24 protein-coding genes are annotated in these 23872 nt (G+C 62.3%); 8 read left to right on the forward strand and 16 right to left on the reverse strand.

Features of this window, described 5'->3' with window-relative positions:
- The 8 genes from G9U53_RS15825 to G9U53_RS15860 form a co-directional block, all read right to left on the reverse strand.
- Window positions 1–600, reverse strand: coding sequence for a signal peptidase I (locus G9U53_RS15825; protein WP_063316043.1), 600 nt, complete (start codon window positions 598–600; stop codon window positions 1–3).
- A gap of 8 nt (window positions 601–608) precedes the next feature.
- On the reverse strand, window positions 609–1214 hold the full coding sequence (locus tag G9U53_RS15830) for a SipW-dependent-type signal peptide-containing protein (RefSeq protein ID WP_021332053.1): 606 nt from the start codon (window positions 1212–1214) through the stop codon (window positions 609–611).
- A gap of 9 nt (window positions 1215–1223) precedes the next feature.
- Complete coding sequence (locus tag G9U53_RS15835; protein ID WP_233405572.1) at window positions 1224–1895, reverse strand: signal peptidase I; 672 nt, start codon at window positions 1893–1895, stop codon at window positions 1224–1226.
- Between the two features lie 65 nt (window positions 1896–1960).
- Window positions 1961–2503 (reverse strand): hypothetical protein, encoded by a 543-nt coding sequence (locus G9U53_RS15840; protein ID WP_019745195.1) that lies wholly within the window; start codon window positions 2501–2503, stop codon window positions 1961–1963.
- 26 nt (window positions 2504–2529) lie between these two features.
- Entirely contained in the window at window positions 2530–3030 is a 501-nt protein-coding gene (locus G9U53_RS15845) for an alternate-type signal peptide domain-containing protein (RefSeq protein ID WP_003939763.1), read from the reverse strand.
- A gap of 218 nt (window positions 3031–3248) precedes the next feature.
- A complete protein-coding gene (locus tag G9U53_RS15850; protein ID WP_233405573.1) occupies window positions 3249–4190 on the reverse strand; it encodes an Ig-like domain-containing protein in 942 nt (313 codons plus the stop codon).
- Between the two features lie 722 nt (window positions 4191–4912).
- Window positions 4913–6508 carry an amidohydrolase gene (locus G9U53_RS15855; protein ID WP_165638894.1) on the reverse strand — a complete coding sequence of 532 codons (1596 nt, stop codon included), beginning with the start codon at window positions 6506–6508 and terminating at the stop codon, window positions 4913–4915.
- Window positions 6505–7464, reverse strand: coding sequence for a DMT family transporter (locus G9U53_RS15860; RefSeq protein ID WP_165638895.1), 960 nt, complete (start codon window positions 7462–7464; stop codon window positions 6505–6507). The genes G9U53_RS15855 and G9U53_RS15860 overlap by 4 nt, the downstream gene beginning before the upstream one ends.
- Window positions 7465–7515: 51 nt before the next feature.
- On the opposite strand from G9U53_RS15860, the gene G9U53_RS15865 reads away from it, so the two are divergent.
- Both G9U53_RS15865 and G9U53_RS15870 read left to right on the forward strand, forming a co-directional pair.
- Window positions 7516–8073, forward strand: coding sequence for a TetR-like C-terminal domain-containing protein (locus tag G9U53_RS15865; protein WP_021332048.1), 558 nt, complete (start codon window positions 7516–7518; stop codon window positions 8071–8073).
- A 208-nt stretch (window positions 8074–8281) separates the two neighbouring features.
- On the forward strand, window positions 8282–9922 hold the full coding sequence (locus G9U53_RS15870) for an ABC-F family ATP-binding cassette domain-containing protein (RefSeq protein ID WP_165638896.1): 1641 nt from the start codon (window positions 8282–8284) through the stop codon (window positions 9920–9922).
- Window positions 9923–9990: 68 nt separating this feature from the next.
- On the opposite strand, the gene G9U53_RS15875 is transcribed toward G9U53_RS15870, so the two are convergent.
- From G9U53_RS15875 to G9U53_RS15900, 6 genes are all read right to left on the reverse strand, one after another.
- Window positions 9991–10479: a nuclear transport factor 2 family protein gene (locus G9U53_RS15875; protein ID WP_030535188.1), complete on the reverse strand. Its 489-nt coding sequence runs from the start codon at window positions 10477–10479 to the stop codon at window positions 9991–9993.
- Window positions 10480–10505: 26 nt separating this feature from the next.
- A complete protein-coding gene (locus tag G9U53_RS15880) occupies window positions 10506–11819 on the reverse strand; it encodes an MFS transporter (protein WP_007731424.1) in 1314 nt (437 codons plus the stop codon).
- A 76-nt stretch (window positions 11820–11895) separates the two neighbouring features.
- Window positions 11896–13353, reverse strand: a complete 1458-nt coding sequence (locus G9U53_RS15885; protein ID WP_054827908.1) for an FAD-dependent oxidoreductase — start codon at window positions 13351–13353, stop codon at window positions 11896–11898.
- Complete coding sequence (locus G9U53_RS15890) at window positions 13350–14132, reverse strand: SDR family oxidoreductase (protein ID WP_039973229.1); 783 nt, start codon at window positions 14130–14132, stop codon at window positions 13350–13352. The genes G9U53_RS15885 and G9U53_RS15890 overlap by 4 nt, the downstream gene beginning before the upstream one ends.
- Entirely contained in the window at window positions 14125–14961 is an 837-nt protein-coding gene (locus G9U53_RS15895; RefSeq protein WP_007731420.1) for an SDR family oxidoreductase, read from the reverse strand. The genes G9U53_RS15890 and G9U53_RS15895 overlap by 8 nt, the downstream gene beginning before the upstream one ends.
- Window positions 14962–15010: 49 nt before the next feature.
- A complete protein-coding gene (locus G9U53_RS15900; RefSeq protein ID WP_007731417.1) occupies window positions 15011–15460 on the reverse strand; it encodes a nuclear transport factor 2 family protein in 450 nt (149 codons plus the stop codon).
- Between the two features lie 138 nt (window positions 15461–15598).
- On the opposite strand from G9U53_RS15900, the gene G9U53_RS15905 reads away from it, so the two are divergent.
- From G9U53_RS15905 to G9U53_RS15930, 6 genes are all read left to right on the forward strand, one after another.
- Window positions 15599–16321 (forward strand): helix-turn-helix domain-containing protein, encoded by a 723-nt coding sequence (locus G9U53_RS15905; RefSeq protein WP_058037709.1) that lies wholly within the window; start codon window positions 15599–15601, stop codon window positions 16319–16321.
- A gap of 114 nt (window positions 16322–16435) precedes the next feature.
- The gene (locus G9U53_RS15910) at window positions 16436–17401 is read left to right on the forward strand and encodes a pirin family protein (protein ID WP_007731415.1); all 966 of its coding nucleotides are present in this window, start codon (window positions 16436–16438) and stop codon (window positions 17399–17401) included.
- Between the two features lies 1 nt (window position 17402).
- Window positions 17403–18149 (forward strand): pirin family protein, encoded by a 747-nt coding sequence (locus G9U53_RS15915; RefSeq protein WP_003939960.1) that lies wholly within the window; start codon window positions 17403–17405, stop codon window positions 18147–18149.
- Window positions 18150–18264: 115 nt separating this feature from the next.
- Window positions 18265–19047, forward strand: coding sequence for a pirin-like bicupin family protein (locus tag G9U53_RS15920; RefSeq protein ID WP_003940511.1), 783 nt, complete (start codon window positions 18265–18267; stop codon window positions 19045–19047).
- 44 nt (window positions 19048–19091) lie between these two features.
- Entirely contained in the window at window positions 19092–20018 is a 927-nt protein-coding gene (locus G9U53_RS15925; protein WP_165638897.1) for a hotdog fold thioesterase, read from the forward strand.
- A gap of 66 nt (window positions 20019–20084) precedes the next feature.
- Entirely contained in the window at window positions 20085–21032 is a 948-nt protein-coding gene (locus G9U53_RS15930; protein ID WP_165638898.1) for an intradiol ring-cleavage dioxygenase, read from the forward strand.
- A 13-nt stretch (window positions 21033–21045) separates the two neighbouring features.
- On the opposite strand, the gene G9U53_RS15935 is transcribed toward G9U53_RS15930, so the two are convergent.
- A complete protein-coding gene (locus tag G9U53_RS15935; protein ID WP_058037707.1) occupies window positions 21046–23406 on the reverse strand; it encodes an excinuclease ABC subunit UvrA in 2361 nt (786 codons plus the stop codon).
- A 52-nt stretch (window positions 23407–23458) separates the two neighbouring features.
- The gene (locus G9U53_RS15940) at window positions 23459–23869 is read right to left on the reverse strand and encodes a VOC family protein (RefSeq protein WP_003940539.1); all 411 of its coding nucleotides are present in this window, start codon (window positions 23867–23869) and stop codon (window positions 23459–23461) included.
- Between the last annotated feature and the right edge of the window lie 3 nt (window positions 23870–23872).

The following is a 23872-nucleotide window of genomic DNA, read 5'->3' on the forward strand; positions in this document are numbered from 1 at the left end:
TCAATCATTATGAGCCTCCTGAAGCTTCCCGCAGGTTTCGTCAGCATCGACGCGGGCGTCATTTGTAGTGGCGGCGCGGGCATTCTCCAGACGCCGGTCTTTAGTTCGTCCAAATGCGATGACCAGCACCGCGCCTACCAATCCGCCGCCGAGGAAGGTTGCGAGCGGGCTGGAAAGCCAAGCAACGACATAGCCGAGCCCACCGACGCTGATGAACACTCGGTCGGCCTCGGTGATGGTGTAGGGCAGTCGATCAGCCACATTGTTGGCATCGCCCTTGAGCGTGGCGAGCACGGTGTCCGCTCCTGCCGATTCGAGTTCGACTACACGGTGGGTGATGCGCACGCCTTGGTCGTTGTCGACGCTGATCACGTCGCCGACAGCCAGTTCAGTTGCAGGCACGGTCTTCGCCAGCGCCAGCGCACCGGTGGAAATTGCAGGTTCCATCGAACCCGAGCGAAACACCAGCGGTTTGATCCCGAATATCAGGGACGCGAGAGTGGCGATTATGCAGATGAGTCCGGCGACCGCAGCCACATTCAAGGCAATTTCCTTGCCACGACTGCGTCCCACGCTCACCTCCTCATCGGTGCTGTCCATCGCGATGATCACTGCCCCGTTGCGGTGAAGTTGAAGCCCAGATCGGCTATCTTGAACTGCTCCGTCTGACCCGCGGTCGAATCGACGGTCACCTTGATGCACACCTGCTCCGAAACACCGGCAGCGAGTGATCGGCCAGAGACGAGTGTCGGGTTCCCGGAGAACGCTTGCTGCGTCCCGATGATCGGTCCTGAACAGGTACTGCCGTCGTTGGCGCCGGTCTGATGTAGCGAAACCTTGAGCTTCCCGATCAGCGCGGACGAGCCAGTGGCCGTTGCCGATACCGCCCACTGGAAGTTGGCCGTTCCGGTGTTCTGAACCGTCAATGCCCCGGCCTCACTCTGGCCTGGCAGCATGCTGTTGCGCTTGAGTTCGGTGAATTGGTGTGCGGGCCGCTGGTTGTCGACTTTCAGCTGGACCGACGAAGTGCTGAACATGCCGGTGGTCGCAGTAGCGCTGTCGGACCACGCCGCCATCGTGCCGACCGCTCCGAGGCCCAGGACCATGCCCAGTGAGAGCACGGCCCGGGTCCGTATCCAACCGGTCTCGCCCAGACGGCTTCGCATCCGCGCCCCGAGACGCGCGTCGCCGCCCGATTTCTGTTCTGTAGACATTCTGCTGTCCTATTTCGATTCGGAGGTTGGTGCCGATGGATCGGCGGGCAATACCGGCGCGCCGAGTTCAGGGCCGGAAAGAGTCGGGTCTGTGCCACTTTCGTCGTCACCGGCCTTGCCCCGCTTGTCGCGGATGCCACTGACGACCATCCACACGGCATATACAGCCAGGCCCGCAGCTACGCCTGTGGTGAGAATCGAACGCGATTGCCCTTTGATCACCGAGTTCACCCGGCCCAGATACGGCGCCGAGTAGATGACCCGACCACGGATCTGCTCGGGCACCAGCGACCACGAGTCGGCGACGGGGTTGTTGTCGCCGCGAGTGTGGATGCGACGCTCCCCTTCCCCCGTGTAATAGATGCCTTCGATGCGGTGGGTGACCACCGCTGGATCGCCGGAGACGGGCTGGAACGTGATCACGTCCCCGGTGGTCAGATCCTCGTTGGGGGTCGGCTTGACCACGATGAGCGTGCCAGGGGGCATGGTCGGTTCCATCGAACCGGTGAGAACCGTGTACGCGGTGGAGCCGGTGAGTCGAGGGATAACGACCATCACCGCGAGAATGCCGACCATCAGCAGCAGCAGTACCCACGAGACGATGGTGCGAGTCCACCACCATAGGGTGGTCTTGTCGTCTCCGCCTTGTTCGGGATCATGTTGCCGCTCAGATGTTTCCACGTGTGCGCTGTGCCGGGGTCGATACTCGGCACGTTCGCCTGCACGCCGGCTTCTCGCGGTGACGGTCATGACTGGCTCACTGAGCTTGCGTCGAAAGTGAACGTCGCGTTGGACTGCTGGCTCGCTGCCGCGCCCTGGCCCAACGTGGCCCGCAGGCACAACACCTGCATCTGCCCGGCCGGAACCAGCTGTTCGGAAAAGGCCGCGCCGTCCATGGCACCGTTGTAGAGCTCAGTGCCCACGTCGCCAGTGGCGGTGCAGGCCGCCTCGTTGGCTACCTTGGCCACGCGCAGGCTCAGCGGCGGTGGGGTCGCGCCGTTGAGTACAACATCGGAAAGCACGTAGTTCATCTGCACGTTGCCGGAGTTGATCACCGGCAGAGGCATCTGAATGCTGTCGCCCGGGCCCTTGTTGTCCAACTTGAACCCATCGAGGTTGAACTGCTTGACCCCTTCACCGCCGGCAGAGATATCGAGCATGCCTGCCTGGATAGTGCCGCCGGTCGATTCTGCGGTATCGCGCCACAGCGCGCCGGTCTGCTGCACCGAGACGAACCCGATGAGCAGAACCGACGACGCTGCGATCGCCCATTTGTATTGGGTCTTCACGTGACCTTCTTCTGGTTACGGATTAACTACGGGGTGAGCGTCTGCTCGAGGGTGACCGAGGCTCCCGACAGCGTGGCTGCCTGGCCAGCGCCGTCCGTGTTGGTGGTGTCCGGCTTGAACGTGATCGTCGTGGTGATATCGCGCGTGCCAGTGCCCGCGGAGACGCTCGCGTTCTGACCACCGGCAGTCGCGACCTCCAGCTTGCTCGCGAGAGCCCCGGAGATTCCGCCGACGGTAGGTGTCAGCGTCGCCTTCAGGTTGGTGCCGACGAGGGTGTAGTTGTACGTGGCGGTGTAGGTGAGTACGTCACCGGGGACAATTTTGTCGCTGGCCGGGTTGAACGTGTTCGCGCCGAGCTTCCATACGCCGGAGCCGGCCGCTTCGCTGATCGTCATCGAGCCGGCATTGACGGTCTGGCTTCCGCCAGCGCCGGTCGACGCGTTCCACGCAGCCATGGTTCCGGCACCACCTGCGAGCAGAACAGCAGCCGCACCTGCGGCGATGGCACCCTTTGTGGTCTTGTTCATCTGGTATTCCTCCTGTGCAGTTCGCGGCGGGACATCCGACGCGCTTGGTTGAGCCCGGGCCGTGCGGATGTGCACTCCGGTGAAACAGCCCCAGGAAGGGGCATGGGAAATGAAGCCGCCGAATTGAATTCGGTGACCGAGAAGGTTGGCGATGCGCGGAGATGGTCGAGATCGCCCCGTGCATCGCGAGGTCTAAGTGGCCGGTTGGGCCGGAGTGGTTATCCGCCGAGGCTGCCGAACAGGTCGAGACTTCCGAGCGAACCGGTGCTACTTCCGAGCGAACCGCTGCTGCTGCCACCTGGATCGGTGGTTTTCGCCGTGACCTTCACCGTCACCGCGGTAGAGGCCGGGCTGGTCCCACCCTCATTTGTCGCAGTGGCGGTGATCGGATGACTGCCGGGCGTGGTGATCGTCAGGTTGCAGCTGAAGTTCCCACTCGTATCCGCGGTGGCGGTGCAGGTGGCGCCGCCTCCGGTCACGGTGACGGTACTGTTCGGCTCTGCCTTGCCGGAGACCTTGACGGGTGTACCCGCCTCTACTTCGGCGGCGCCCAGAGACAAGTCGGTCGGAGCACTCGGGGCGACCACGGCAGGCTCGCCCTCCACCAGGACCAGACCCCAGCCGGGGTTGATCTCGTATCCCTGCAAAACTTCGCCGGCAGGGATGCCGATCATGAAACCAGCCATCACGTTGGCGTTCTGTGCGAGAGGCGTTTTCACCAGCTCGATCCGCGTCGACGAATTCGCATTCGGCCCGATCACGAACTGCTGGCCGACCTGGCCGTCGAGCTTGCCCCGCACTGTCGCAGTGCCGCCGCCCGAGACGGACCAGCTCTCACTGAAAAGAGTGAGCGTGGCAGGAAGGTCGCAGACATTACGAACGTTGAAGGCCAACTGCGTGCCCTCGTCACCGGGGATCGGGATGTAGTCGGTTCCACTGGGATCGAAGGCCGCCGGCTTCACCCAGGGTCCACCGTTCTGGGACATCTCCAGGCACTGGTCAGTGATGTCGTCGCCCGGGGCGGCCGCGGCGCTACCAGGTGCAAGCAGCGCACCCGAGGTCGCGAGGAGCAGTGCAGCCGGCAGAGCCGCCAACACAGCAGTGGCGCGCCGGGGGAGACGGGATTCTCGTCCGTCCCCGACCGGGAAAAATCGAGGCATGTGAAGACTCATTTCGTCTGTCCCGTTGCCGGGCATTGGGTGAAGAGATGGCGGAACGAGGTACATCCGCCATCGGTGCCAAACATGTTGCAGAAAGCTTGCGAGCCGAACCGTGACGCTGTGCATGCCCTCGCTCATACATAGCAACCGCTCCGCTTCGGATCAATTTTTATCACACGTATCAGCTTTTGTGGCGGTTTTACTGGTCAAACGTTCAGAAGGAATTTCGACATCCCTCAAGGGCTAATTCTGCACCCTGACCAGTACCGTTAGAAATAGTTAGCTGTGCATCGCAACTATTTACCAAAAAGCGTTCTGCGATCGAACGGGCGATTCGTTCCTATCCAAACAAGAACAAGTTCTAGATGCTCTTGGTATGTCCGGGAATCCACGAACGAACTCGCCGAGAACAGCGACCCTCGAGCAAACAGAAAGATCGAGCCGTTTCGAGACCCCCGCATTTCGTCCACTAGCGCCACGGACACGGGCGCCATCGATCGCTGCGCCCCGCCGGATCGGCCGGCCAGGACAAACTCTCGCGCGCTCCGAAACCAGCACTCCACCAATAACTTTGTCCGACCATCGAATCGCGACTGCCCGTGCTGCATCCAAAGCTGTGGGCCGGGAAGCAAATTCGCTCCCCGGCCCACGTGCATCTACAGTTGCGAAGCCGGTAAGGAGTTGACTACCGGCACCCAATCCCAAGGTAAAACGACGAGCATCTACGCCCCGAAGACGGTCTCACCTCCGACAACCGTGCGCAGGACCGACAGTTCATTCAAGTCTGTCGAATCGCTGCGCAGCGGATCTCCTTCGAGCACAACAAAATCCGCCAAAAGTCCCACCGCTATCCGACCTTTGTCCGATGACTCACCGGTGAGACGAGCGGCTGCGCTTGTGTAGCCGGCCAGCGACTCGGACGCGGAAACCCGTTGCTCCGCACCCAGAACGTGACCTTCTCGCGTCACACGATGTACGGCGGTGTTCATCGTGAAGAGCGGGTTCACTGGAGTGACAGGGCAGTCGCAATGCAGCGCGTAGGCAAGCCCCGCCGCCACGACCGACGCCACGGGGCTGATCCGCTCGCCGCGACCCGGTCCGAGAAAACGATCGCGGTGCCGGTCACCCCAGTAGTAGACGTGGTTCACGAAGATCGACGCCACCACCCCGAGTTCGACCATCCGCGCGATCTGATCTTCCCGCAACGTCTGAACGTGCTCGAGTCGATGCGAAACTTCGATGTCCGGGTGCGCCGTCCGTGCCGCTGCAATTGCGTCCAATGCAAAATCGATGGCCTGATCACCGTTGGTATGAATCGCAACCTGTCGGCCGACAGCGTGATGTTCCTCGACGAGTGCCCCGAGCGCGCCTGCCGGGATTGCCATTCCGCCGCAGTGGCATCCGCCCAGATCGTGGTACGGCGCGGTCAGCGCAGCGGTGTGCAACTGAATCGACCCGTCCGAAATGAGTTTGACGCCGCCCACACGAACTCGGTCTGTCGAATCGGCGAGTTCACCCAACTGATCGTGCACCCCGTGGCCGAGATAGAGGCGCGCACGCAGCCTCAAGTCACCATCGGCGTCGAGTTGCCGGTACGCCTCGTACATCTCGGCCGTGACGTACATGTCGTGGAAACTCGTCACGCCCACCGACGCCATGACTTCCTGCGCCCGCAGCATCGCGATCTTGGACGCGTCCGGGTTCATATCCGGAACAAGTCCGCGAACCAGAGACATTGCCGGAACCTCGCACAGTTCACCGGTGGGTACACCGTCGCTGTCCCGAACGATGACACCACCTTCCGGATCGACCGTGGTGGCATCGATTCCGGCCTTCTCCAGTGCGACCGAGTTGACATAGATCCCGTGAGCAGACAAGTGCCGCACCAGGATCGGATGCTCGGTGGAGGCTTTGTCCAGATCAGCTACGGTCAGGCCTCGATCTTCCGCCACGAGGCTGTCGTCGAAGCCCCACGCTTCGATGGGCTCGCCAACTGGTGTGATCGCGGCCCGCGCGGCCAACGCCGTGATCAACTTCTCGATGGTCGGGCACGTATTCGTCGTTGCGTCGACCCCACTGAGCATCAAACCCCACATCATCGGATGAAGGTGCGTCTCGATGAACCCCGGCACAACCACCGCTCCGGCGAGATCGACAACGGAGGTTTCGGAATCGGTCAGCGCCGAGATCTCGGCGTCAGTTCCGAGGGCGACAAATCTGCCGTCCTTGACTGCCACAGCGGTGGCGTTATCGCCGACCGCACCGTCCATGGCCCTGATGTCGCCGTTGATGTAGATGTGGTCAGCCGCCGTGGTCATACGCTTGTCTCCATTCGTTTTCCGACAACAGTCGTCGAGGATTTCTTCGCGGGTATCCGCGTCGCCACAACCACTCCGGCCAAAATCATTCCGGCACCCGCAAGTTGGACAAGAGTTGGGGTCTGTGCAAGCAGCACTGCGCCGAACAACAGTGCTGACGCCGATTGCAACACGAGGCTGGCGGCGACTGCACTTGCAGGCAGACGCTGACTGGCGCTGGCTACCAGCAGCCACCCGATCACCTGAGATACCAACGCGAGCAGCACAAGCCAACCTTGAGCTACGAGTGACGGTGTCAGATCCAAAGTTCCACTCACGAGGCCGTATGCACCTGCCGTGAGGGCAGTGGCTCCCGTCGAGACGAACATCGGCAACGCCGTTCTGCCCGCCGCCCGAGTAGCCAGACCCATCAGGAAGATGTAGACCGCGTACGCGCCTGCGGCGATCACGGCAAACGACACTCCGACAGCAGGATTCGACCCGGTGAGCGTTGTGCTCGCCCCGGCTACCAGAGCAACTCCGACAAAGAGCAACGGAAGGCTGGCGACCAGTTCCCGGCCGATCCGTTGGCGCAGAACAACGTAGCCGAGGATTGCGACGAACAGCACCTGCAAATTCAGGATCACAGTCGAAAGACCTGCCCCGATCGAATGAATCGACTCGTGCCAGAACACCAGATCGATTCCGAGGAACGCGCCGGCAAGTAGAGACTTCACGATCCAGGGCGCCGAGATCGAAGGCCGGGGTGACCGACGACGCTGAACGAGCACGAGCATGCCGAGAGGGATGAGCGCATAGAGACACCGAAAGAATGCACCCGTCGACGGAGACACTCCTGAGAGTTCGTAGAGCACCGAGGTCAACCCGAGGATGCATGCACCGGTGACGACTACGCGCAGGTCACGACGGCGTAGTTGATCGCCGGACAGCTCGCGTGGCGATACTTCATCACTCATGGTGATAATGTATCACCGACGCGAAGCCTGTCATACAGGGAAGATGCGTGCATGAGAACTCCGGTTACCCGTGAACGCGTGATCGCTGCCGCAGCCGATCTGGTCGACAGCAAAGGCGCCGACGCTCTGGTACTGAGTCAACTCGCCGAGACCCTCGACGTCCGGCAGTCAGCGCTGTACAAACACGTCGACGGGGTCGACGACGTCCACCATCAACTCAGCCTCCTCGCACGCAGCCTTCTCGCCGAACAACTGCGTGCCGCCGCGGTCGGTCTCTCGCGCGACGACGCCGTCATGGCGCTCGCGGACGCATGGCGTGCGTTCGTCCGAGTACACCCCGGGCTCTACGCCATCACCGACCGCTACCCCACTGCTCCGCATCCCGATCTGGTCTCCGCCGTCGGCGAGGTGGTCGACGTCATCAACAAGGTGATCGCGGGATACGGTCTGAGCCCGGATGATTCGGAGCAGGCGGCGTGGTCTCTTCGCAGTGCGCTGCACGGCTTCTGCATCCTCGAATCGGTAGAGGGACAACCGGCCGGCACCGACCCGGATCGGGTGTATCGACGACTGGTCGAACTTCTCTGCGCCGGTATTGCTCGTATGTAGATACCGGCTCCTGTTATCGTCGGATGAAACAACACAGACCAAAAAGGATCAGACATGGTTGGTGAACTCGACATCTCCGGATAAAACCGGGCATGACGGCCACCGGCAGACGCCTCGGAGCGCTGCCGTCGTGGCCATGTTGTCGTTCACTTACCCGACTCTTCGCGGAGCAGCGTTGCCGCGCCCGCACAACACCTGAGGTCTATTCATGTCCGATACCTACATCGTTTGCTCGAATCTGTCTTTTGCCTGGCCGGACGACACTCCGGTCTTCGACGAATTGTCATTCACCGTGCCCGGCGGCCGAACCGGGCTGGTGGCCCAGAACGGCGTCGGGAAAAGCACTCTGCTCAGATTGATCGCCGGCCAGTTGCGGCCGCGCGCCGGCAGTGTGTCCGTCGACGGCGTTCTCGGATACCTTCCGCAGGACCTGCCACTGACGAGCGATCTGACCATTGCCGAGGTCTTGGGCATCGCCCCGACGCTCGCTGCGTTGGACGCAGTCGAATCCGGGGACACACGAGAAGAACACTTCACGACAATCGGGTCCGACTGGGATATCGAGGAACGAACGCGAGCCCAACTCGGTCGACTCGGTTTGGCCGACATGACGTTCGATCGTCGCCTCGACACTCTGAGCGGCGGGCAGGTCGTCTCGCTCGGACTGGCGGCGCAACTCCTGCGACGCCCCGATGTCCTTCTCCTCGACGAACCCACCAACAACCTCGACCTGGACGCGCGCCGCAGGCTTTACGACGTTCTCGACGACTGGAGTGGTTGTCTGTTGGTGGTCAGTCACGATCGAGGACTACTCGACCGCATGGACCGCATCGCCGAACTTCACAGCGGCGAGATCAGCTTCTACGGTGGCAATTTCACCGACTACGAAGCCGCGGCACGCTCGGCTCGCGAAGTGGCGGAGAAGAACATCCGCAACGCCGAGCAAGAGGTCAAGCGCGAGAAGCGCGAACTGCAGCAGGCCCGAGAACGTGCTTCGCGACGCGCAAGTAACGCTGCCCGCAATCTCGGGAACGCGGGCTTGCCCAAGATCTTTGCGGGGACCATGAAGCGCAATGCTCAGGAGTCGGCAGGCAAGGCCAACGAGACACACCTCGCCCGGGTCGACGCGGCGAAGGACCGACTCGACAAAGCGGGCCGCGCTCTTCGAGACGACCAGACGATTTCACTCGAATTGCCTGGCACACATGTACCCGCCGGCCGGACGGTGTTCCTCGGTGAGCGAATGCAATTCGCGTTCGGTGATCATGCGATCTTCGCCGACTCCGGAATCGACCTGGCCATTCGAGGACCGGAGCGTATCGCGTTGACCGGGCCGAACGGCGTCGGAAAGTCGACGTTGCTACGCATCGTCAACGGGGATGTGGCGCCGACTTCCGGTGAGATCACGCGAGCCGACGGTCGAGTGGCATACCTGTCGCAGAGGCTCGACCTACTCGACCCCGCACGCACCGTCGCAGAGAACTTTGCCTTGTCTGCTCCAGGCCTACCGGCACCGGAACGCATGAACATCCTGGCGCGCTTCCTCTTTCGGGGTGCGGGTGCTCATCTTCCCGTCGCTGCACTCTCGGGCGGTGAACGACTGCGGGCTACATTGGCGTGCGTTCTCTTCGCCGATCCGGCCCCGCAGCTGCTTCTTCTCGACGAGCCGACCAACAACCTCGACTTGGTGAGCGTTGCTCAACTCGAAAGTGCCCTGAATGCATATCAGGGGGCGTTCGTGGTGGTCAGCCACGACGAGAGATTCCTGGCCGAGGTCAAGGTCGAACGCTGGCTCAGGCTCTCGGACGGCCGTTTGACCGAGGTCGCCGCACCGGGCGCATTGGGCTGACACGAGAAGTGAACAGGCGAAAGGCCTTCACACACGATGTGTGTGAAGGCCTTCGTCTGCACTACTGGTCAAGGCGTCCTGGTGTACACCGGATCGTCGAAGGATCGACGTTGCGTCACCCAGTCCGTGGACAGGATGTTCTCGATCACGTCTTCACGGGATTCGTCGAACACGACAATCCGATCGGCGATTCGCCATTCACCGTGGCGCCTTTCGAACCTGTCGACGTAACGGCATTTGATCGTCGCAAGCGTCTGCACCGTATCCGTACCGGAACGCTCTTGCCGCAGAAAGCACAAACAGTACGACTCGCACTGAGCGACATCGCCGTTGACGTCGATCAGTATGTTGGAAATGCAGTGAATCGACGAGTCGATCGTCTTGTGTCTGAGCTTCATGTCTTCGATCAGCCCGTCGACGGTTCCGATGTAACCGCCGTGGTTGTCTATCGCGTCGTCGAAGTAGCAGAGGGCCACGCTGTCGAAATCCTTCCGATCGACGGCCCGAGCGTAGCGATACAGAACTTCGGTGATTTCTTGCTTGTCAGCGAGGGACACGGTCAGGCTCCTGTTCTACCCGATGATCAATCAACCTGCAGTTCAACACCCTTGGTCTCCTTGATGAAGAAGACCGTGACGAGGGTGATCACCGCACAGAAGACGAAGTATCCAGCCGGAGCGAGAGAGTTACCGGTCAAGCTGATGAGATAGGTGGCGATGAAAGGCGCGGTGCCACCGAGGAACATGTTGGTGACGTTGTTACCCAATGCCAGACCGCTGTACCGCACAGATGCTTTCAGCATTTCGACATAGGTCACGTACGAAGCACCGTTGACAACGGAAACGCAGATGAAGAGCACTGACTGACCGACAACCGCCTGCCAGATGCCAGAACCGGCCATCATCATGAACATCGGGATTCCGAGAACCACTGCGGCGGCACTACCGGCGAACAGCACCGGCCGACGCCCGTACTTGTCTGCCATGTATCCCGAGATCGGCAACGTGATGACGCCGAGAACCAGTGCAAGAGAGGTGGAAAGGAAAGCAACGCGCGACGAATGACCGCCGGTGGTCTGCAGGTACGTCGCGGCATACACCGAGGCGATGTAGTAACCGCCGGTGATGAGTGCGCCCAGCAGGATGATCTTGACGACGCTGCCACCGGAGGTGCTGAGCAACTCACGGATGGGAAGCTTCTTGGTCTCACCCTTGTCCTGCAGTTCTTCGAACTGAGGAGTGTCTTCCATCTGGCTGCGGATCCAGATACCGATGCCACCGATCAGCAGGCTGAGCAGGAACGGGATACGCCAAGCCCATTCGAGGATCTGCTCTTGCGAGAACACCGACGTCAGGCCGAGGGCCATGAGCGAAGCTGCCAGCGAACCCAGGTAGGTGCCGGTATTGACCATCGAGGTCTGCGTCGCACGCCACCGTTTGGGAGCGGACTCGGAGACGAACGCGTTGGCGCCGCCGAGTTCACCGCCGGCCGCGAAGCCCTGCAGGCAACGAGCCAGAACCAGGATGGACGTCGCCCACACACCCAACGTGGCGTAAGTCGGCAGCAGGCCCATTCCGGCTGTCGCGAGAACCATCAGGAGGATGGTCCAGGACAGCGCGTTCTTGCGGCCGTACTTGTCGCCGATGTGGCCGAAGAAGATGCCGCCGGGCACGCGTAGGAAGAAGGCCACGGCGAATGCTGCAAAGGTACCGAGCAGTGCTGCGTTCGGGTCATGGGAAACGAAGAACAGCGCGGCGATCGTCGTGGCCATGTATCCGTAGATACCGAAGTCGTAGTACTCGACGACGGTACCGACGATGGCCGCGCGAATTACCTTCGTCGTCGACTGTCGTTCGGTTGCCACGCTGCTGCCCTCGGTGGATTCGGCTCTCGCCATGGTCTCATTCTCTGACATGTTGTTCCCTGCCTGGATTGGATACTGACTGGATTCGGTGCCGCGCAGACGTCGGACGTCAGGAGTGCGCGATGGAATGGACCGGTGCGCTCTCAGCGCTGGTCCTGGTGTAATTCGCCGCATTACGTCCCGCTACGCGGCCCATGGTCAAAGCGTTGGCAACCGCATTGCCGCCGCCCACGTATCTCAGTCCGAGGATTCCGGCGCCGGCCTCACCTGCGGCGTACAGACCCTCGATAGGTACTCCGGTGCTGCCGAGCACGGCGGCATCGGTGTTGATCTCCATTCCCGCATGCGTACAGACGAGCTCTGCCGGAAGGATTTTCGCGGCATAGAACGGAGCTGTCGCAATAGGATCCGGATTGCCGACGGCACCCTTGTTCCGCAACGTGCGATGGCGGAGGAAGTCGTCGTCGTGACCGCTGGGCAGTTGGTCGTTCCATCGACGCAGGGTTTGCGCCAACGTCGCAACCGGAACACCCGTAGCCACTGCGAGGTCTTCGATCGTGTCCGCACGAATCGTGCCACCGGCGGCAACTTCTTCCTCGATGCGTTCGGGATTCCAATCCGCATATCCTGGAGCCAGATTCACGCGAGCGTTCTCGTCGAAGATCATCCAACCGTATCCACCCTGATGGTCGATGATGCCGGTCGAGACCGCGTACGAGCTGTCCTCGTCCATGAAACGACGGCCGTCCTGGTTGACGTAGATCCGCGACTTCGGCGGAAAGCCGGCCTGCCAGTGGTGGAATCGCTGGAAGTAGACGGTGGGCAGCATCAGACCCCAGCCGTCGCCCGCCAGGGAAGCACCGAGGTCTTCGGCAAAACGAAGATGGTCTCCGCGGCTCCCCTCGGCTGCGACGACGAACAAGGTCTCTCCGGCCTTGTTCGCGTCCGGGAAGTGGCGTTCCACCAAACCCGGATCTTGCGCGAATCCACCGGAGGCAACAACGACGGCGCCCGCAGGCACCTCGATGTCGTCGGCGACAACACCGACAACCCGACCGTCTTCCTCGATCAGCTTCTGCACCCGAGTTCCGAAGATGACCTCGATCCCGTGCTTACGACGAGCCTTGTCCAGCACCTGAATCAGTCCGTATCCCTGATCCTTGGGCACGTGGCCGCGCCAGACGTCCTCGACGCCGGCTTGGGCGAGTCCCGGCTGGTGAGCGTTACCCGAGATCGTCGCGGGAATCTCGACGCCGAGTCCGATGAGCCATTCCAGTGTCGGACCGGCGTTTTCGCAGAACGCACGAATCAATCCGGGTGAGAGCATCCACTGGTTGAGGTCCATGTAGTGCTGGAAGAACTTCTCTGCCGAGTCGTCGACGCCGAGGCCGGCCTGCACGCTCGTTCCGGCGGCCGTGAAGATGCCGGCCGACAGCGCGGTGGATCCACCGAGTTCGGTTTCGGATTCGAACAGCAGAACGGATGCGCCTTCTTCAGCTGCCGACACCGCAGCGGCGAGACCTGCTCCGCCGCCACCGATGACAACGACGTCCCAGTGCTCGGTCATGAAAGTTCTCCAGTCTCCGCGATGATGCGGTGGTAAAGACCGTTCGACACCAACCCGCCGTCGACAGTGAGTTCCGTACCGGTGGTGTAGGTGGAACTGTTCGAGAGCAGGAACAGCACTGCTTCGGTGATCTCGTCGAGAGTTCCCATGCGTCCGAAGGGAACCGACTTCAGTGACGCGGCGACGAAGTCGTTCGCGCCGCCGAGCAGCGCCGTACCGACCAGTCCCGGGTGCACCGAGTTGACGCGAATCCCCCACTGCGCGAAGTTGCCTGCGGCCGACTTCGACAGACCGGTCAGACCCCACTTGCTCGACGAGTAAGCCGGAGAGAAGTATCCGATCTGACCGGCGATGGACGAGATGTTGACGATAGATCCGCCACCACTCTCGCGCATCAGCGGCGCCACCGCCTTCATACCGTAGAACGGGCCGAAGAGGTTGATCTTCATGGTCAGCTCCCAGATGTCGTTCGGGGTGTCCATGAATTCGAGCCGACGCGAGATACCGGCATTGTTGACCAGTCCGCCGAGTTCCCCACGGGTGGTGCGAATTTCGTCGACAACCCGGTCCCAGGCATCGACATCGGTGACGTCGAGAATATGAGCGGACGCCGATCCGCCTGCGGCGACGATGTCGTCGACCACGCCGGATGAATCCGAAACATCGGCAATGCAGACATGCGAACCGCGCGCGGCGAGAGTGCGCGCGTGATGCGCCCCCATCCCGGCAGCACCGCCGGTAACGAGAACGACGCCGGGATATGTCGTGGACTCAGACATGCCGCGAACCACCGTCCACCGCAATGCTGTGCCCGGTGACGTAACGCGCGCTGTCCGAGAGCAGGAACAGCAGCGGGCCGAAGACCTCTTCGGGCGAGCCCAGACGATGCAGTGGTACCGCGTCGAGTGCGTTCGCGAGCGCGATCGGATCTTCCTGGACCCACTTCGTCATCGCCGTGTCGATGTAGCCGGGTGCAATGGAGTTGACCCGAATACCCTTGTCGCCGAACTCCACTGCGAGAGACTCCGTGAGGTGCGCAACGGCAGCTTTCGACGTGCAGTATGCGCCTCTCCCCTTCCGCACACGCAGCGCAGACACCGAAGACATGTTGACGATGGCGCCGCCGGGACCGAGGTGACGTGCCGCCGCCTGAGCACCGTAGAGCACTCCCTCGACATTGACACTCAGCGTTGCGCCGATCTGCTCCGGGGTGATCTCCTCGGCCAGCGCAAACGGGAAGATACCCGCATTGTTGATCCAGAAATCAACCCGGCCGAACTCCTTCAACGCCAACTGCGCAAGCAATTCATGCTCGTCGGGCTTGGTGACGTCGACCCGAGCTCCGACGACGCGACCCGGCTTGTCCGCCAGTGCATTCGATTCGAGGTCCGTGTTGATTCGTGCGGCCGTGGCGAGCATCTGCTCTTCGTTGATGTCGGCGCCGACGACATGTACGCCGCGCGTTGCCAGTCCTTCGGCGAACGTCGCACCCATACCCTGAGCCGCGCCGGTCACCACTGCGACCTTGCCTGCCAACTCCGGGTACACCGCCGACATCTGCGTCACAACGGTACGGCCCGGGTTCGTCTGGTCAGAGCTTTCGGTCATGATGTACTTCTCCTACTGAATATTGTTGTGCAAGAAACATTTCGGTACTTCAAGCTTGTTCGGACGCTCGGGGCGCGTCGTCGCGAGAAACGGTGCGGCGGGCGATCTTCCACTCCTCACCGACCCGAACCACGTGATCTGTGACAGTTGTCATCCGCACCAGTCGCGAGTCTCCGCCGCGAGCGGTGGCAACGATCTGCAGGTACCCGTGCACTGTGAGAGCACTCTCGTCCACCGCCTCGACGACGAGATTGGTCAGAACGTGGCGATGCACCTCGTCGGCAGCTTCCGCCGCAGCGAAGAAGCGAGCAGCAAAAGCCGCAAGGTCGTCGAAACCGACCACGGGTTCCGGATAACTGGGGGAATGAAACTCACCGCCATCGGTGAATGTCTGCGCCCAATCCTGCTGGCGCCCAGAGTCTATGCAATGACTCTGGTGGCCGTACAGCTGGTGGATTGCGGCAACGTCCTCCGTTGCCACGACGCTGTAGTTGCTCATGAAGGTTCTCTCCGAACACGCTGCGCTGCATCCACCCGAAGGTTGTGCAGCTTCGTAAAGTGTGCGATAATCGCACACACTGTGCGATATGTTCAAAGCGTAGGTGGCATACCTCACAAACGTCAAGAAAGGGATTTGATGTCAGAGCTGAGCGAGGAACACCGACCGCGCAAAAGTGCAGTTCAAGTGGACTCCAGCATGTCGAAAACGCTGCACCACGGACTCGAGATCCTGGAACTCCTGACGTCTTATCCGCACGGCTTGTCGGTCACCGACATCGCCGACGGAGTGGGAGTCCACCGAACCGTCGCACATCGGTTGATCCGCACGCTCGAGGCTCATCACCTGTGCCGCAAGGACTCCTTCAAGCGCGTCACTCTCGGCGCCGGCCTGGTCACCCTCGCCGAACCGGTGGAGCAAGATTTGCGCACTCTCGCTCGCCCGATACTTCAAGAACTTGCCGAGGCCACCGAGGCGACAGCGCACCTGGTGGTCCGCGAGAGCGATACCGAAGTGCGCGCGCTGATGGTGGTCGAACCGCGCAGCGCCAAGGTTCACGTCGCGTTTCATCCAGGGCAGGTCGATCCGATCGACCGCGGCTCCGCCGGGCTTTCCATCCTTGCCTCACTCCCGCCGACGAACGGGGAACGAGAGGAAGTGACGGCGGCACGCGCACGCGGCTACGCAGTGACCGTCGGCGAGGTCATCCCGTCCGTCCTGGGAATCTCAGCGGTGATCCCCGGCCGACGCCGCGACGCCATCTCCAGCCTCGGAATTTCCGTCTTCGACTCCGAGGACCAAGCAGCGCTGGGCGCCGAGGTCATGGCAGCGGCAAAAACCCTCGGCAGCATGTTGCGCTGATCCGAACACCAGTCGAGCCCCGGGAATACCCGGGGCTCGACTTTGTTGACTCCGAATGAGATAGTTGAACAATCAACTACCTGACATCAGCTTCACGGATACAAGGAGTACGACATGCCTGCTGTGACAGTCGAGAACATCTTGGCCCTGCCCCGTCTCGACGAGCCGGCAGAGTCAGCAGTCGACCGCCCCGTCAAGAGCATCACCACCGCACCGGTCGGATACGAAGGTGAAGGCTTTCCCGTTCACCGCGCCTTCGCCGGCATCGACCTCTCCGCCCTCGATCCCTTCATCCACATGGACCAGATGGGCGAGGTCAACTACGCACCCGGAGAACCCAAGGGCACACCGTGGCACCCGCACCGCGGCTTCGAAACCGTGACCTACATGATCGACGGCATCATGGAGCACCAGGACTCCAACGGTGGCGGTGGCATTATCGGCGGCGGCGACACCCAGTGGATGACCGCGGGTGGCGGCATCCTCCACATCGAAACTCCGCCGGAGCACCTCGTCCTCAGCGGCGGCCTTTTCCACGGCGTCCAACTGTGGGTCAACCTGCCTCGCGACAACAAGATGGCATCTCCGCGGTACCAGGACATCACCGGTAACAAGGTGGCCCTGCTTTCCTCGCCGGACGGCGGAGCCTTGGTACGCGTCATCGCCGGAGACATCGCCGGCCACGCCGGACCTGGTTCGACGTACACACCGATCGCGCTCTCCCACACGACTGTGGCCCCGGGTGCGAGCCTGACGCTTCCGTGGAACCCCGAGTTCAACGCGATCGTCTACGTGCTCGCCGGCGAAGGCACGGTCGGGGCAGAGCGTCGGCCCATTCGTGTCGGACAGACAGCTGTCTTCGGACGCGGTGACTCCATCACCGTCGCCGCCTCCGATCGCCAGGATTCACGGACCGAATCTCTCGAGGTATTCATCCTCGGCGGCAAACCGATTCGTGAGCCCATCGCGATGGCCGGGCCGTTCGTCATGAACACCAAGTCCGAGGTCATGCAGGCCTTCGAGGACTTCCAGGCCGGACGCCTGGGATCCATCCCGGCGGCACACGAGACGCTGAGCTGACATGTCGTCGGTAGTCGTCCAGCGAGCTGACGAACGCGCGCATCTCAACTACGGCTGGCTCACGGCGCGTCACAGTTTCCCCTTCGCCGGAAACTTCGATCACGCCGCGTACGCGCATGGACTTCTGTTGGTGAACAACGACGACATCATCGAAGCCGACTACGGTTTCGACACTCATCAGCACCGCGACACCGAGATCGTGACGTGGGTGCTCAGCGGATCTCTGGTTCACCAGGATTCCGCTGGGCACTCCGGGGTCATCCATCGCGGACTCGCGCAGAGAATGAGCGCCGGTACCGGAATCCTGCACTCCGAGCGCAACGATCGCTTCCGGGCCGACGGCTCGCGTGTCACCGAGCCCGTTCACCTCGTCCAGATGTGGATACCCCCGGACGAATCCGGAGTGACTCCGAGCTATCAGGAACTCGACATCAACTCCGAACTCGACGGCGGTGGCCTGATCACCCTGGCGTCGGGGATGCCCGCGCATCGCGATCACAGCGCGATCAGCTTGCACAACAAACATGCGGCACTGCATGTTGCTCGCCTCGAGACCGGTGGGTCGGTATCTCTCCCGGATGCGCCGTACGTGCACGGCTTCATCGCCGGTGGCACTGTCGACGTCGAGGGAGTCGGATTGCTCGGTCCGGGAGATTCGTTGCGACTCAAGGATACTGGCGGTCAACGAGTCGAGGGAATCGGCGATGCGGAGATACTCGTGTGGGAGATGCACGCGTCGACGAACTGACGACACCACCGAGTACGCCCAATGTTCGGACTACACAGCAGGTTCGTCGTAGGGTGGATGCCGGTAGTGGCGGATCCCGATTGTGGTGGATCCCGGTGGTACAGAAGGAGGAGCCATGGCATCTGGTCGAGCACAGGCCCCACGGACGACACCGCACATCGATGTGCACCGCTCCGGCGATCGCTTGAAATCCCGCGTCTCCTGGCTGGATTCGAAACATTCGTTCTCGTTCGGACAGCACTACGATCCGGACAACACTCATCACGGATTGCTGCTCGTCAACAACGACGACACCGTACTGGCGGGAACCGGTTTCGACACCCATCCGCACAAGGACATGGAAATCGTGACCTGGGTGCTTCGCGGTTCGCTCGTGCACCAGGATTCCATCGGCCACACCGGCGTCATCTATCCGGGACTCGCCCAGCGCATGAGCGCCGGTACCGGAATCATGCACAGTGAGAAGAACGATTCGTGGCGTATCGGCGGCGAACAGCATTCCGACCCCGTGCATTTCATCCAGATGTGGGTGGTACCGGACGAAGGTGGACTGACCCCCGGTTACGAACAGCTCGAGATCGACGACGAGTTGCTGCGCGGCGGTCTGATCCCGGTTGCCTCCGGGATGGAGCGCTACAAGGATCATTCGGCGATTCGCATCAACAACAAGAACGCCGCCATGCATGTCGCACGCATTCTGCCGGGCACCTCCGTGAATCTTCCGGGCGCACGGTTCCTGCACGTCTTCGTCGCGCAGGGCACTGCCGAGATGGAGGGCGTCGGCACACTGTACGAAGGCGATGCTGTCCGGTTGAGCGATTCGGGTGGCCAGCAGCTGACCTCCGACGCCGGGGCCGAAGTCCTCGTCTGGGAGATGCATTCACGTATCGGTGGTTGAGACCCGGTCTCGGCAGGACTCGGCGCGCTGGAGATACTCGACAGATGAGCATCGACAACTCCGCCGCGCCCGTCAAGAAGCTTGACCCACTCAACACATTGATGGGTGTGCGCGCCGTTTCGGTCGAGCCCGGGGACCTGGCCTTCGCGCAGGCCGTCGGCAAGCGATTCCACGATCACCGTGGCAAGACCGTGCTCGGTTCCATCGGAGTCATGATCGACGGTGCCATGGGTGGCGCGGTGTACTCGGGACTGACCTCGGGCCATCAGTCCGTGCTCGCGCAGGTCACGGTCAGTGCGGGCGCCGACATCCCCGACATCGCGGACGTCGGTGCCACCGGAACACTCGTGCATCTCGACGACGGCGTCGGACTCGCATCCGGGCAACTTCGCGACGAGAACGGCACCCTTCTGGCAGTGATGGCCGGTCGCGCCATGGTGGTCTCGCGTCCCCCCGTCGTGGGAATCGACGACTACGTAGAGGGCGAGCCGCTGCCCGTCCCGACGCCGGAGAAGACAAGCAACCTGAGCGGGTTGTCCGGGTCCGACGTCGTCGAAGGAATCCGCGACGGCAAACTCGAACGCGGTCCACTCGCCGGTCTCCTCGATCTTGCTGTCGTCGACGTGACCCCGGGTTCCGTCGTCGGTGAGTTCGCAACCGTGGCCTGGATGGCCAACCCGTTGGGCGCCGTTCAGGGCGGTGTCCTCATCTCGGCAGTCGACGCCATCACTGGCCTGTCTGCCCAGACCCTGACCCGCGTCGACCAGGACTATCGCGTCCTCGACCACAAGATCGACTTCCTGCGCTCACCCGACATCGGCGGGCCGGTCTTGCGCGCCGAGGCCTCCGTGATTCGTGCCGGGCGCAGGCTCGCGCTGATCGAAACTCGCATCGTCGACGCCGGCGGACAGGTCTATGTGCGGGCCACTTCGAGCATTCAGATGCTCTCCCAGCAAGTTCACAGCGGATAACCAGTTCCGCACCAGGTCGCCCGTCCACCATTGAGACAACAGCCCACACAATGGAGGTACAGCGGCGTGAACAAAGACATCGAAGCGAGCAGGCTGCGCGTGAGCCGTCGGCGGGCTCTCGCCCTCGGCGGAACCATCAGTCTCGGCGGGCTCATCGCAGCGTGCTCCGGCAACAGTGGCACCGCCACGACGACTTCGGCTGCGGCTGCGTCGACGACAACCACTTCCGGCGCTTCCGCCGCGGCCACGTCCGGCGACGCTGTCACCGCACTTCTGGCCAAAGCACCGCAGTGTGTCATGAGCAAGGAAGAGACGCAGGGTCCCTACTGGTTCGACGTCGACTCCATTCGCGGCGACATCCGCGAGGACCGTCCGGGCACCACGCTGCAGGTTGCGATGCGCGTGCAGGACAACAGCCAGTGCAACGTCGACGGCAGCATCGGCGCGGTCAGTAACGCCGTCGTCGAGATCTGGCACTGCGACGCCGGCGGCGTGTACTCCGGCTTCGAATCCGGTTCGCTGAGCGCCAACGGCGGCGGCGGTGGCGGAACTCCCCCGGCCGGCGGAATGGGCGAACCACCGTCAGGCGCCCCCGGCGGAATGGGCGGCGGCATGGGAGGGTCCGGTGAGACCTCCGACGGTTCGTACAGCGTCGGCGACACCGAAGCCACCACCACCGACGACGGCACCTACCTGCGCGGCGCCCAGACCACCGATGCAAACGGCATCGCGCAGTTCACCACGATCTTTCCCGGCTGGTACATGGGCCGCACCACCCACATCCACGTCAAGGTTCACATCGACAAGAAGACGGTCCTCACGTCGCAGACCTTCTTCGACGAGACCCTTCTCGACGAGGTGTACTCGCAGTCCCCGTACAGCGAGCACACCGGTCGTGAGAACAACACGAACAACGCCAGTGACGGCATCTACGACGACACCGGCCTCATGACCGTCGAAAAGCAGTCGGACGGGTCCTACCTCGCCGTCATCAACCTGGGTATCGACGCCTGAGGTAGGAGCCCGGTCAGCTGCCGACGTATGCCGCGAGGTGCTTTCCGGTGAGTGTGGAGCCGTCGGCGACGAGCTCCTCGGGAGTGCCCTCGAAGACGATCCGACCGCCGTCGTGACCCGCACCAGGGCCGAGGTCGATGATCCAGTCTGCGTGTGCCATCACCGCTTGGTGGTGCTCGATCACGATGACTGACTTACCGGAATCGACGAGTCGATCGAGCAGGCCGAGCAACTGCTCGACGTCGGCCAGGTGCAGTCCGGTGGTCGGCTCGTCGAGGACGTACACGCCGCCCTTCTCACCAAGGTGGGTTGCCAGCTTGATGCGCTGACGCTCACCGCCCGACAGCGTCGTCAGCGGCTGGCCGATCGTGAGGTATCCGAGCCCCACGTCGACCAGTCGGACGAGGATCTTGTGCGCAGCGAGGGTCTTGGCCTCACCGTCGCCGAAGAACTCCTCGGCCTCGGCCACCGACATCGTGAGAACCTCGTTGATGTCCTTGCCACCGAATTTGTATTCGAGTACCTCGGCTTGGAAGCGCTTGCCCTCGCACTCCTCGCAGAGAGTGGCAACGCCGGCCATCATCGCCAGGTCGCTGTAGATGACGCCGTTGCCGTTGCACGTCGGGCAGGCGCCCTCGGAGTTGGCACTGAACAGCGCCGGCTTCACGCCGTTGGCCTTGGCAAATGCCTTGCGGATCGGGTCGAGCAGCCCCGTGTAAGTCGCCGGGTTGCTCCGACGCGAGCCGCGGATCGCGCTCTGATCGACCGACACCACGTCTTCGCGTTTCGCGAGTGAGCCGTGGATCAGCGAACTCTTGCCCGACCCTGCCACACCGGTCACCACGACCAGGACGCCGAGCGGTACGTCGACGTCTACATCTTGGAGGTTGTGTGAGTTCGCTCCACGAATCTCGATTGCTCCGGTGGACTCCCGCACGGTCTCTTTGATTGCGGCCCGGTCGTCGAAGTGACGGCCGGTTACGGTGTCGCTGGCACGAAGGCCCTCGACGGTGCCCTCGAAGCAGACGTTTCCGCCGGCGCTACCCGCACCCGGACCGAGGTCGACGATGTGGTCGGCGATCACGATCGTCTCCGGCTTGTGCTCGACCACGAGCACGGTGTTGCCCTTGTCGCGCAGGCGCAGCAGTAGGTCGTTCATCCTCGCGATGTCGTGCGGATGCAGGCCGGTGGTGGGCTCGTCGAAAACATACGTGATGTCGGTGAGCGAGGAACCCAGGTGACGAATCATCTTGGTGCGCTGAGCTTCACCACCGGACAGCGTTCCCGACGGCCGATCGAGACTGAGGTAGCCGAGTCCGATCTCCACGAACGAGTCGAGCGTTTCACCGAGCGTCGTGAGCAACGGCGCGACCGAAGGCTCCTTCAGTCCGCTGACCCATTCCGCGAGATCGCTGATCTGCATCGAGCAGGCGTCGGCGATGTTGACGCCCTTGATCTTCGACGACCGCGCCCCCTCGCTCAGTCGCGTCCCGTCGCATTCGGGGCAGGTGGTGAACGTGATCGCCCGCTCGACGAAAGCCCGGATGTGGGGCTGCATCGCGTCGACGTCCTTGGCCAGGAACGACTTCTGAATCTGCGGAATCAGACCCGTGTACGTCAGGTTGATGCCTTCGACCTTGATCTTGGTCGGCTCTTTGTAGAGCAGATCGTTCAGTTCCTTCTTGGTGTACTTCTTGATCGGCTTGTCGGGATCGAAGAAGCCGCAGCCGCGATAGATCCGGCCGTACCAACCCTCCATGCTGTAACCGGGCACCGTGATCGCACTCTCGTTGAGCGACTTGGTGTCGTCGTACAACGCGGTCAGATCGAAATCGTTGACCGCCCCTCGTCCCTCACACCGCGGACACATGCCGCCGGTGATCTTGAAGCTGCGACGCTCTTTCGTCTGACGTCCGCCGCGTTCCATCGTGACCGCGCCTGCTCCGGAGATCGAGGCCACGTTGAACGAAAACGCCTGAGGCGAACCGATGTGAGGCTTTCCGAGACGGCTGAACAGGATGCGGAGCATCGCGTTGGCGTCGGTGGCGGTTCCGACGGTCGAGCGCGGGTCGACTCCCATCCGCTGCTGATCGACGATGATCGCGGTGGTCAGGCCGTCGAGAACATCGACGTCCGGCCGCGCGAGCGTCGGCATGAATCCTTGAACGAAAGCGCTGTAGGTCTCGTTGATCATCCGCTGCGATTCCGCGGCGATCGTACTGAACACCAGCGAACTCTTCCCCGAACCGGAGACGCCGGTGAATACCGTCAGCCTCCGCTTCGGGATCTCGACACTGATGTCTTCGAGGTTGTTCACCCGCGCGCCTTGCACGCGGATCAAATCGTGGCTGTCTGCGGTGTGCAAGGCAGTCATCGTGTCTCCATCTGTCAGTCGATCGCCGACGGTCTCAGCGCAGTTGACGGGCTCAGCGCAGTTCTTGAATACGGATCAGGTTTCCCGCTGGGTCCCGGACGGCGCAATCGCGAACGCCGTACGGCTGCTCGGTCGGTTCCTGGACGACGTCGATATCGCCGGCCTGAAGCCGCTCGAACGTGTCGTCCAGATCTTTGGTGGCCAGGAGAAGTCCGCCGTAGGTGCCCTTGGCCATCATCTCGATGATGGTGCGGCGCTCCTCGTCGGTGATTCCGGGATCGACGGCCGGCGGATGCAGCACGATGGAGGTGCCGGGCTGGCCGGGCGGCCCCACCGTGATCCAACGCATCCCGTCGTAGCCGACGTCGTTGCGAACCTCGAAGCCGAGCGTGTCGCGATAGAAGTTCAGGGCGGCTTCAGGGTCGTCCTGCGGAAGGAAACTCGAGTGAATGGTGATGTCCATGGC

Source organism: Rhodococcus sp. D-46, assembly GCF_011290655.1.
GTDB classification, from domain to species: Bacteria; Actinomycetota; Actinomycetes; order Mycobacteriales; family Mycobacteriaceae; genus Rhodococcus_F; species Rhodococcus_F qingshengii.

Coding starts and splice junctions, on each gene's coding strand:
- G9U53_RS15905 (WP_058037709.1), top strand. CDS start 15,599: ATGTCAGAGCTGAGCGAGGAACACCGACCGCGCAAAAGTGCAGTTCAA.
- G9U53_RS15850 (WP_233405573.1), bottom strand. CDS start 4,190: ATGCCTCGATTTTTCCCGGTCGGGGACGGACGAGAATCCCGTCTCCCC.
- G9U53_RS15925 (WP_165638897.1), top strand. CDS start 19,092: ATGAGCATCGACAACTCCGCCGCGCCCGTCAAGAAGCTTGACCCACTC.
- G9U53_RS15920 (WP_003940511.1), top strand. CDS start 18,265: ATGGCATCTGGTCGAGCACAGGCCCCACGGACGACACCGCACATCGAT.
- G9U53_RS15830 (WP_021332053.1), bottom strand. CDS start 1,214: ATGTCTACAGAACAGAAATCGGGCGGCGACGCGCGTCTCGGGGCGCGG.
- G9U53_RS15895 (WP_007731420.1), bottom strand. CDS start 14,961: ATGACCGAAAGCTCTGACCAGACGAACCCGGGCCGTACCGTTGTGACG.
- G9U53_RS15940 (WP_003940539.1), bottom strand. CDS start 23,869: ATGGACATCACCATTCACTCGAGTTTCCTTCCGCAGGACGACCCTGAA.
- G9U53_RS15860 (WP_165638895.1), bottom strand. CDS start 7,464: ATGAGTGATGAAGTATCGCCACGCGAGCTGTCCGGCGATCAACTACGC.
- G9U53_RS15845 (WP_003939763.1), bottom strand. CDS start 3,030: ATGAACAAGACCACAAAGGGTGCCATCGCCGCAGGTGCGGCTGCTGTT.
- G9U53_RS15865 (WP_021332048.1), top strand. CDS start 7,516: ATGAGAACTCCGGTTACCCGTGAACGCGTGATCGCTGCCGCAGCCGAT.
- G9U53_RS15885 (WP_054827908.1), bottom strand. CDS start 13,353: ATGACCGAGCACTGGGACGTCGTTGTCATCGGTGGCGGCGGAGCAGGT.
- G9U53_RS15880 (WP_007731424.1), bottom strand. CDS start 11,819: ATGGCGAGAGCCGAATCCACCGAGGGCAGCAGCGTGGCAACCGAACGA.
- G9U53_RS15855 (WP_165638894.1), bottom strand. CDS start 6,508: ATGACCACGGCGGCTGACCACATCTACATCAACGGCGACATCAGGGCC.
- G9U53_RS15935 (WP_058037707.1), bottom strand. CDS start 23,406: ATGACTGCCTTGCACACCGCAGACAGCCACGATTTGATCCGCGTGCAA.
- G9U53_RS15910 (WP_007731415.1), top strand. CDS start 16,436: ATGCCTGCTGTGACAGTCGAGAACATCTTGGCCCTGCCCCGTCTCGAC.
- G9U53_RS15890 (WP_039973229.1), bottom strand. CDS start 14,132: ATGTCTGAGTCCACGACATATCCCGGCGTCGTTCTCGTTACCGGCGGT.
- G9U53_RS15825 (WP_063316043.1), bottom strand. CDS start 600: ATGGACAGCACCGATGAGGAGGTGAGCGTGGGACGCAGTCGTGGCAAG.
- G9U53_RS15900 (WP_007731417.1), bottom strand. CDS start 15,460: ATGAGCAACTACAGCGTCGTGGCAACGGAGGACGTTGCCGCAATCCAC.
- G9U53_RS15915 (WP_003939960.1), top strand. CDS start 17,403: ATGTCGTCGGTAGTCGTCCAGCGAGCTGACGAACGCGCGCATCTCAAC.
- G9U53_RS15870 (WP_165638896.1), top strand. CDS start 8,282: ATGTCCGATACCTACATCGTTTGCTCGAATCTGTCTTTTGCCTGGCCG.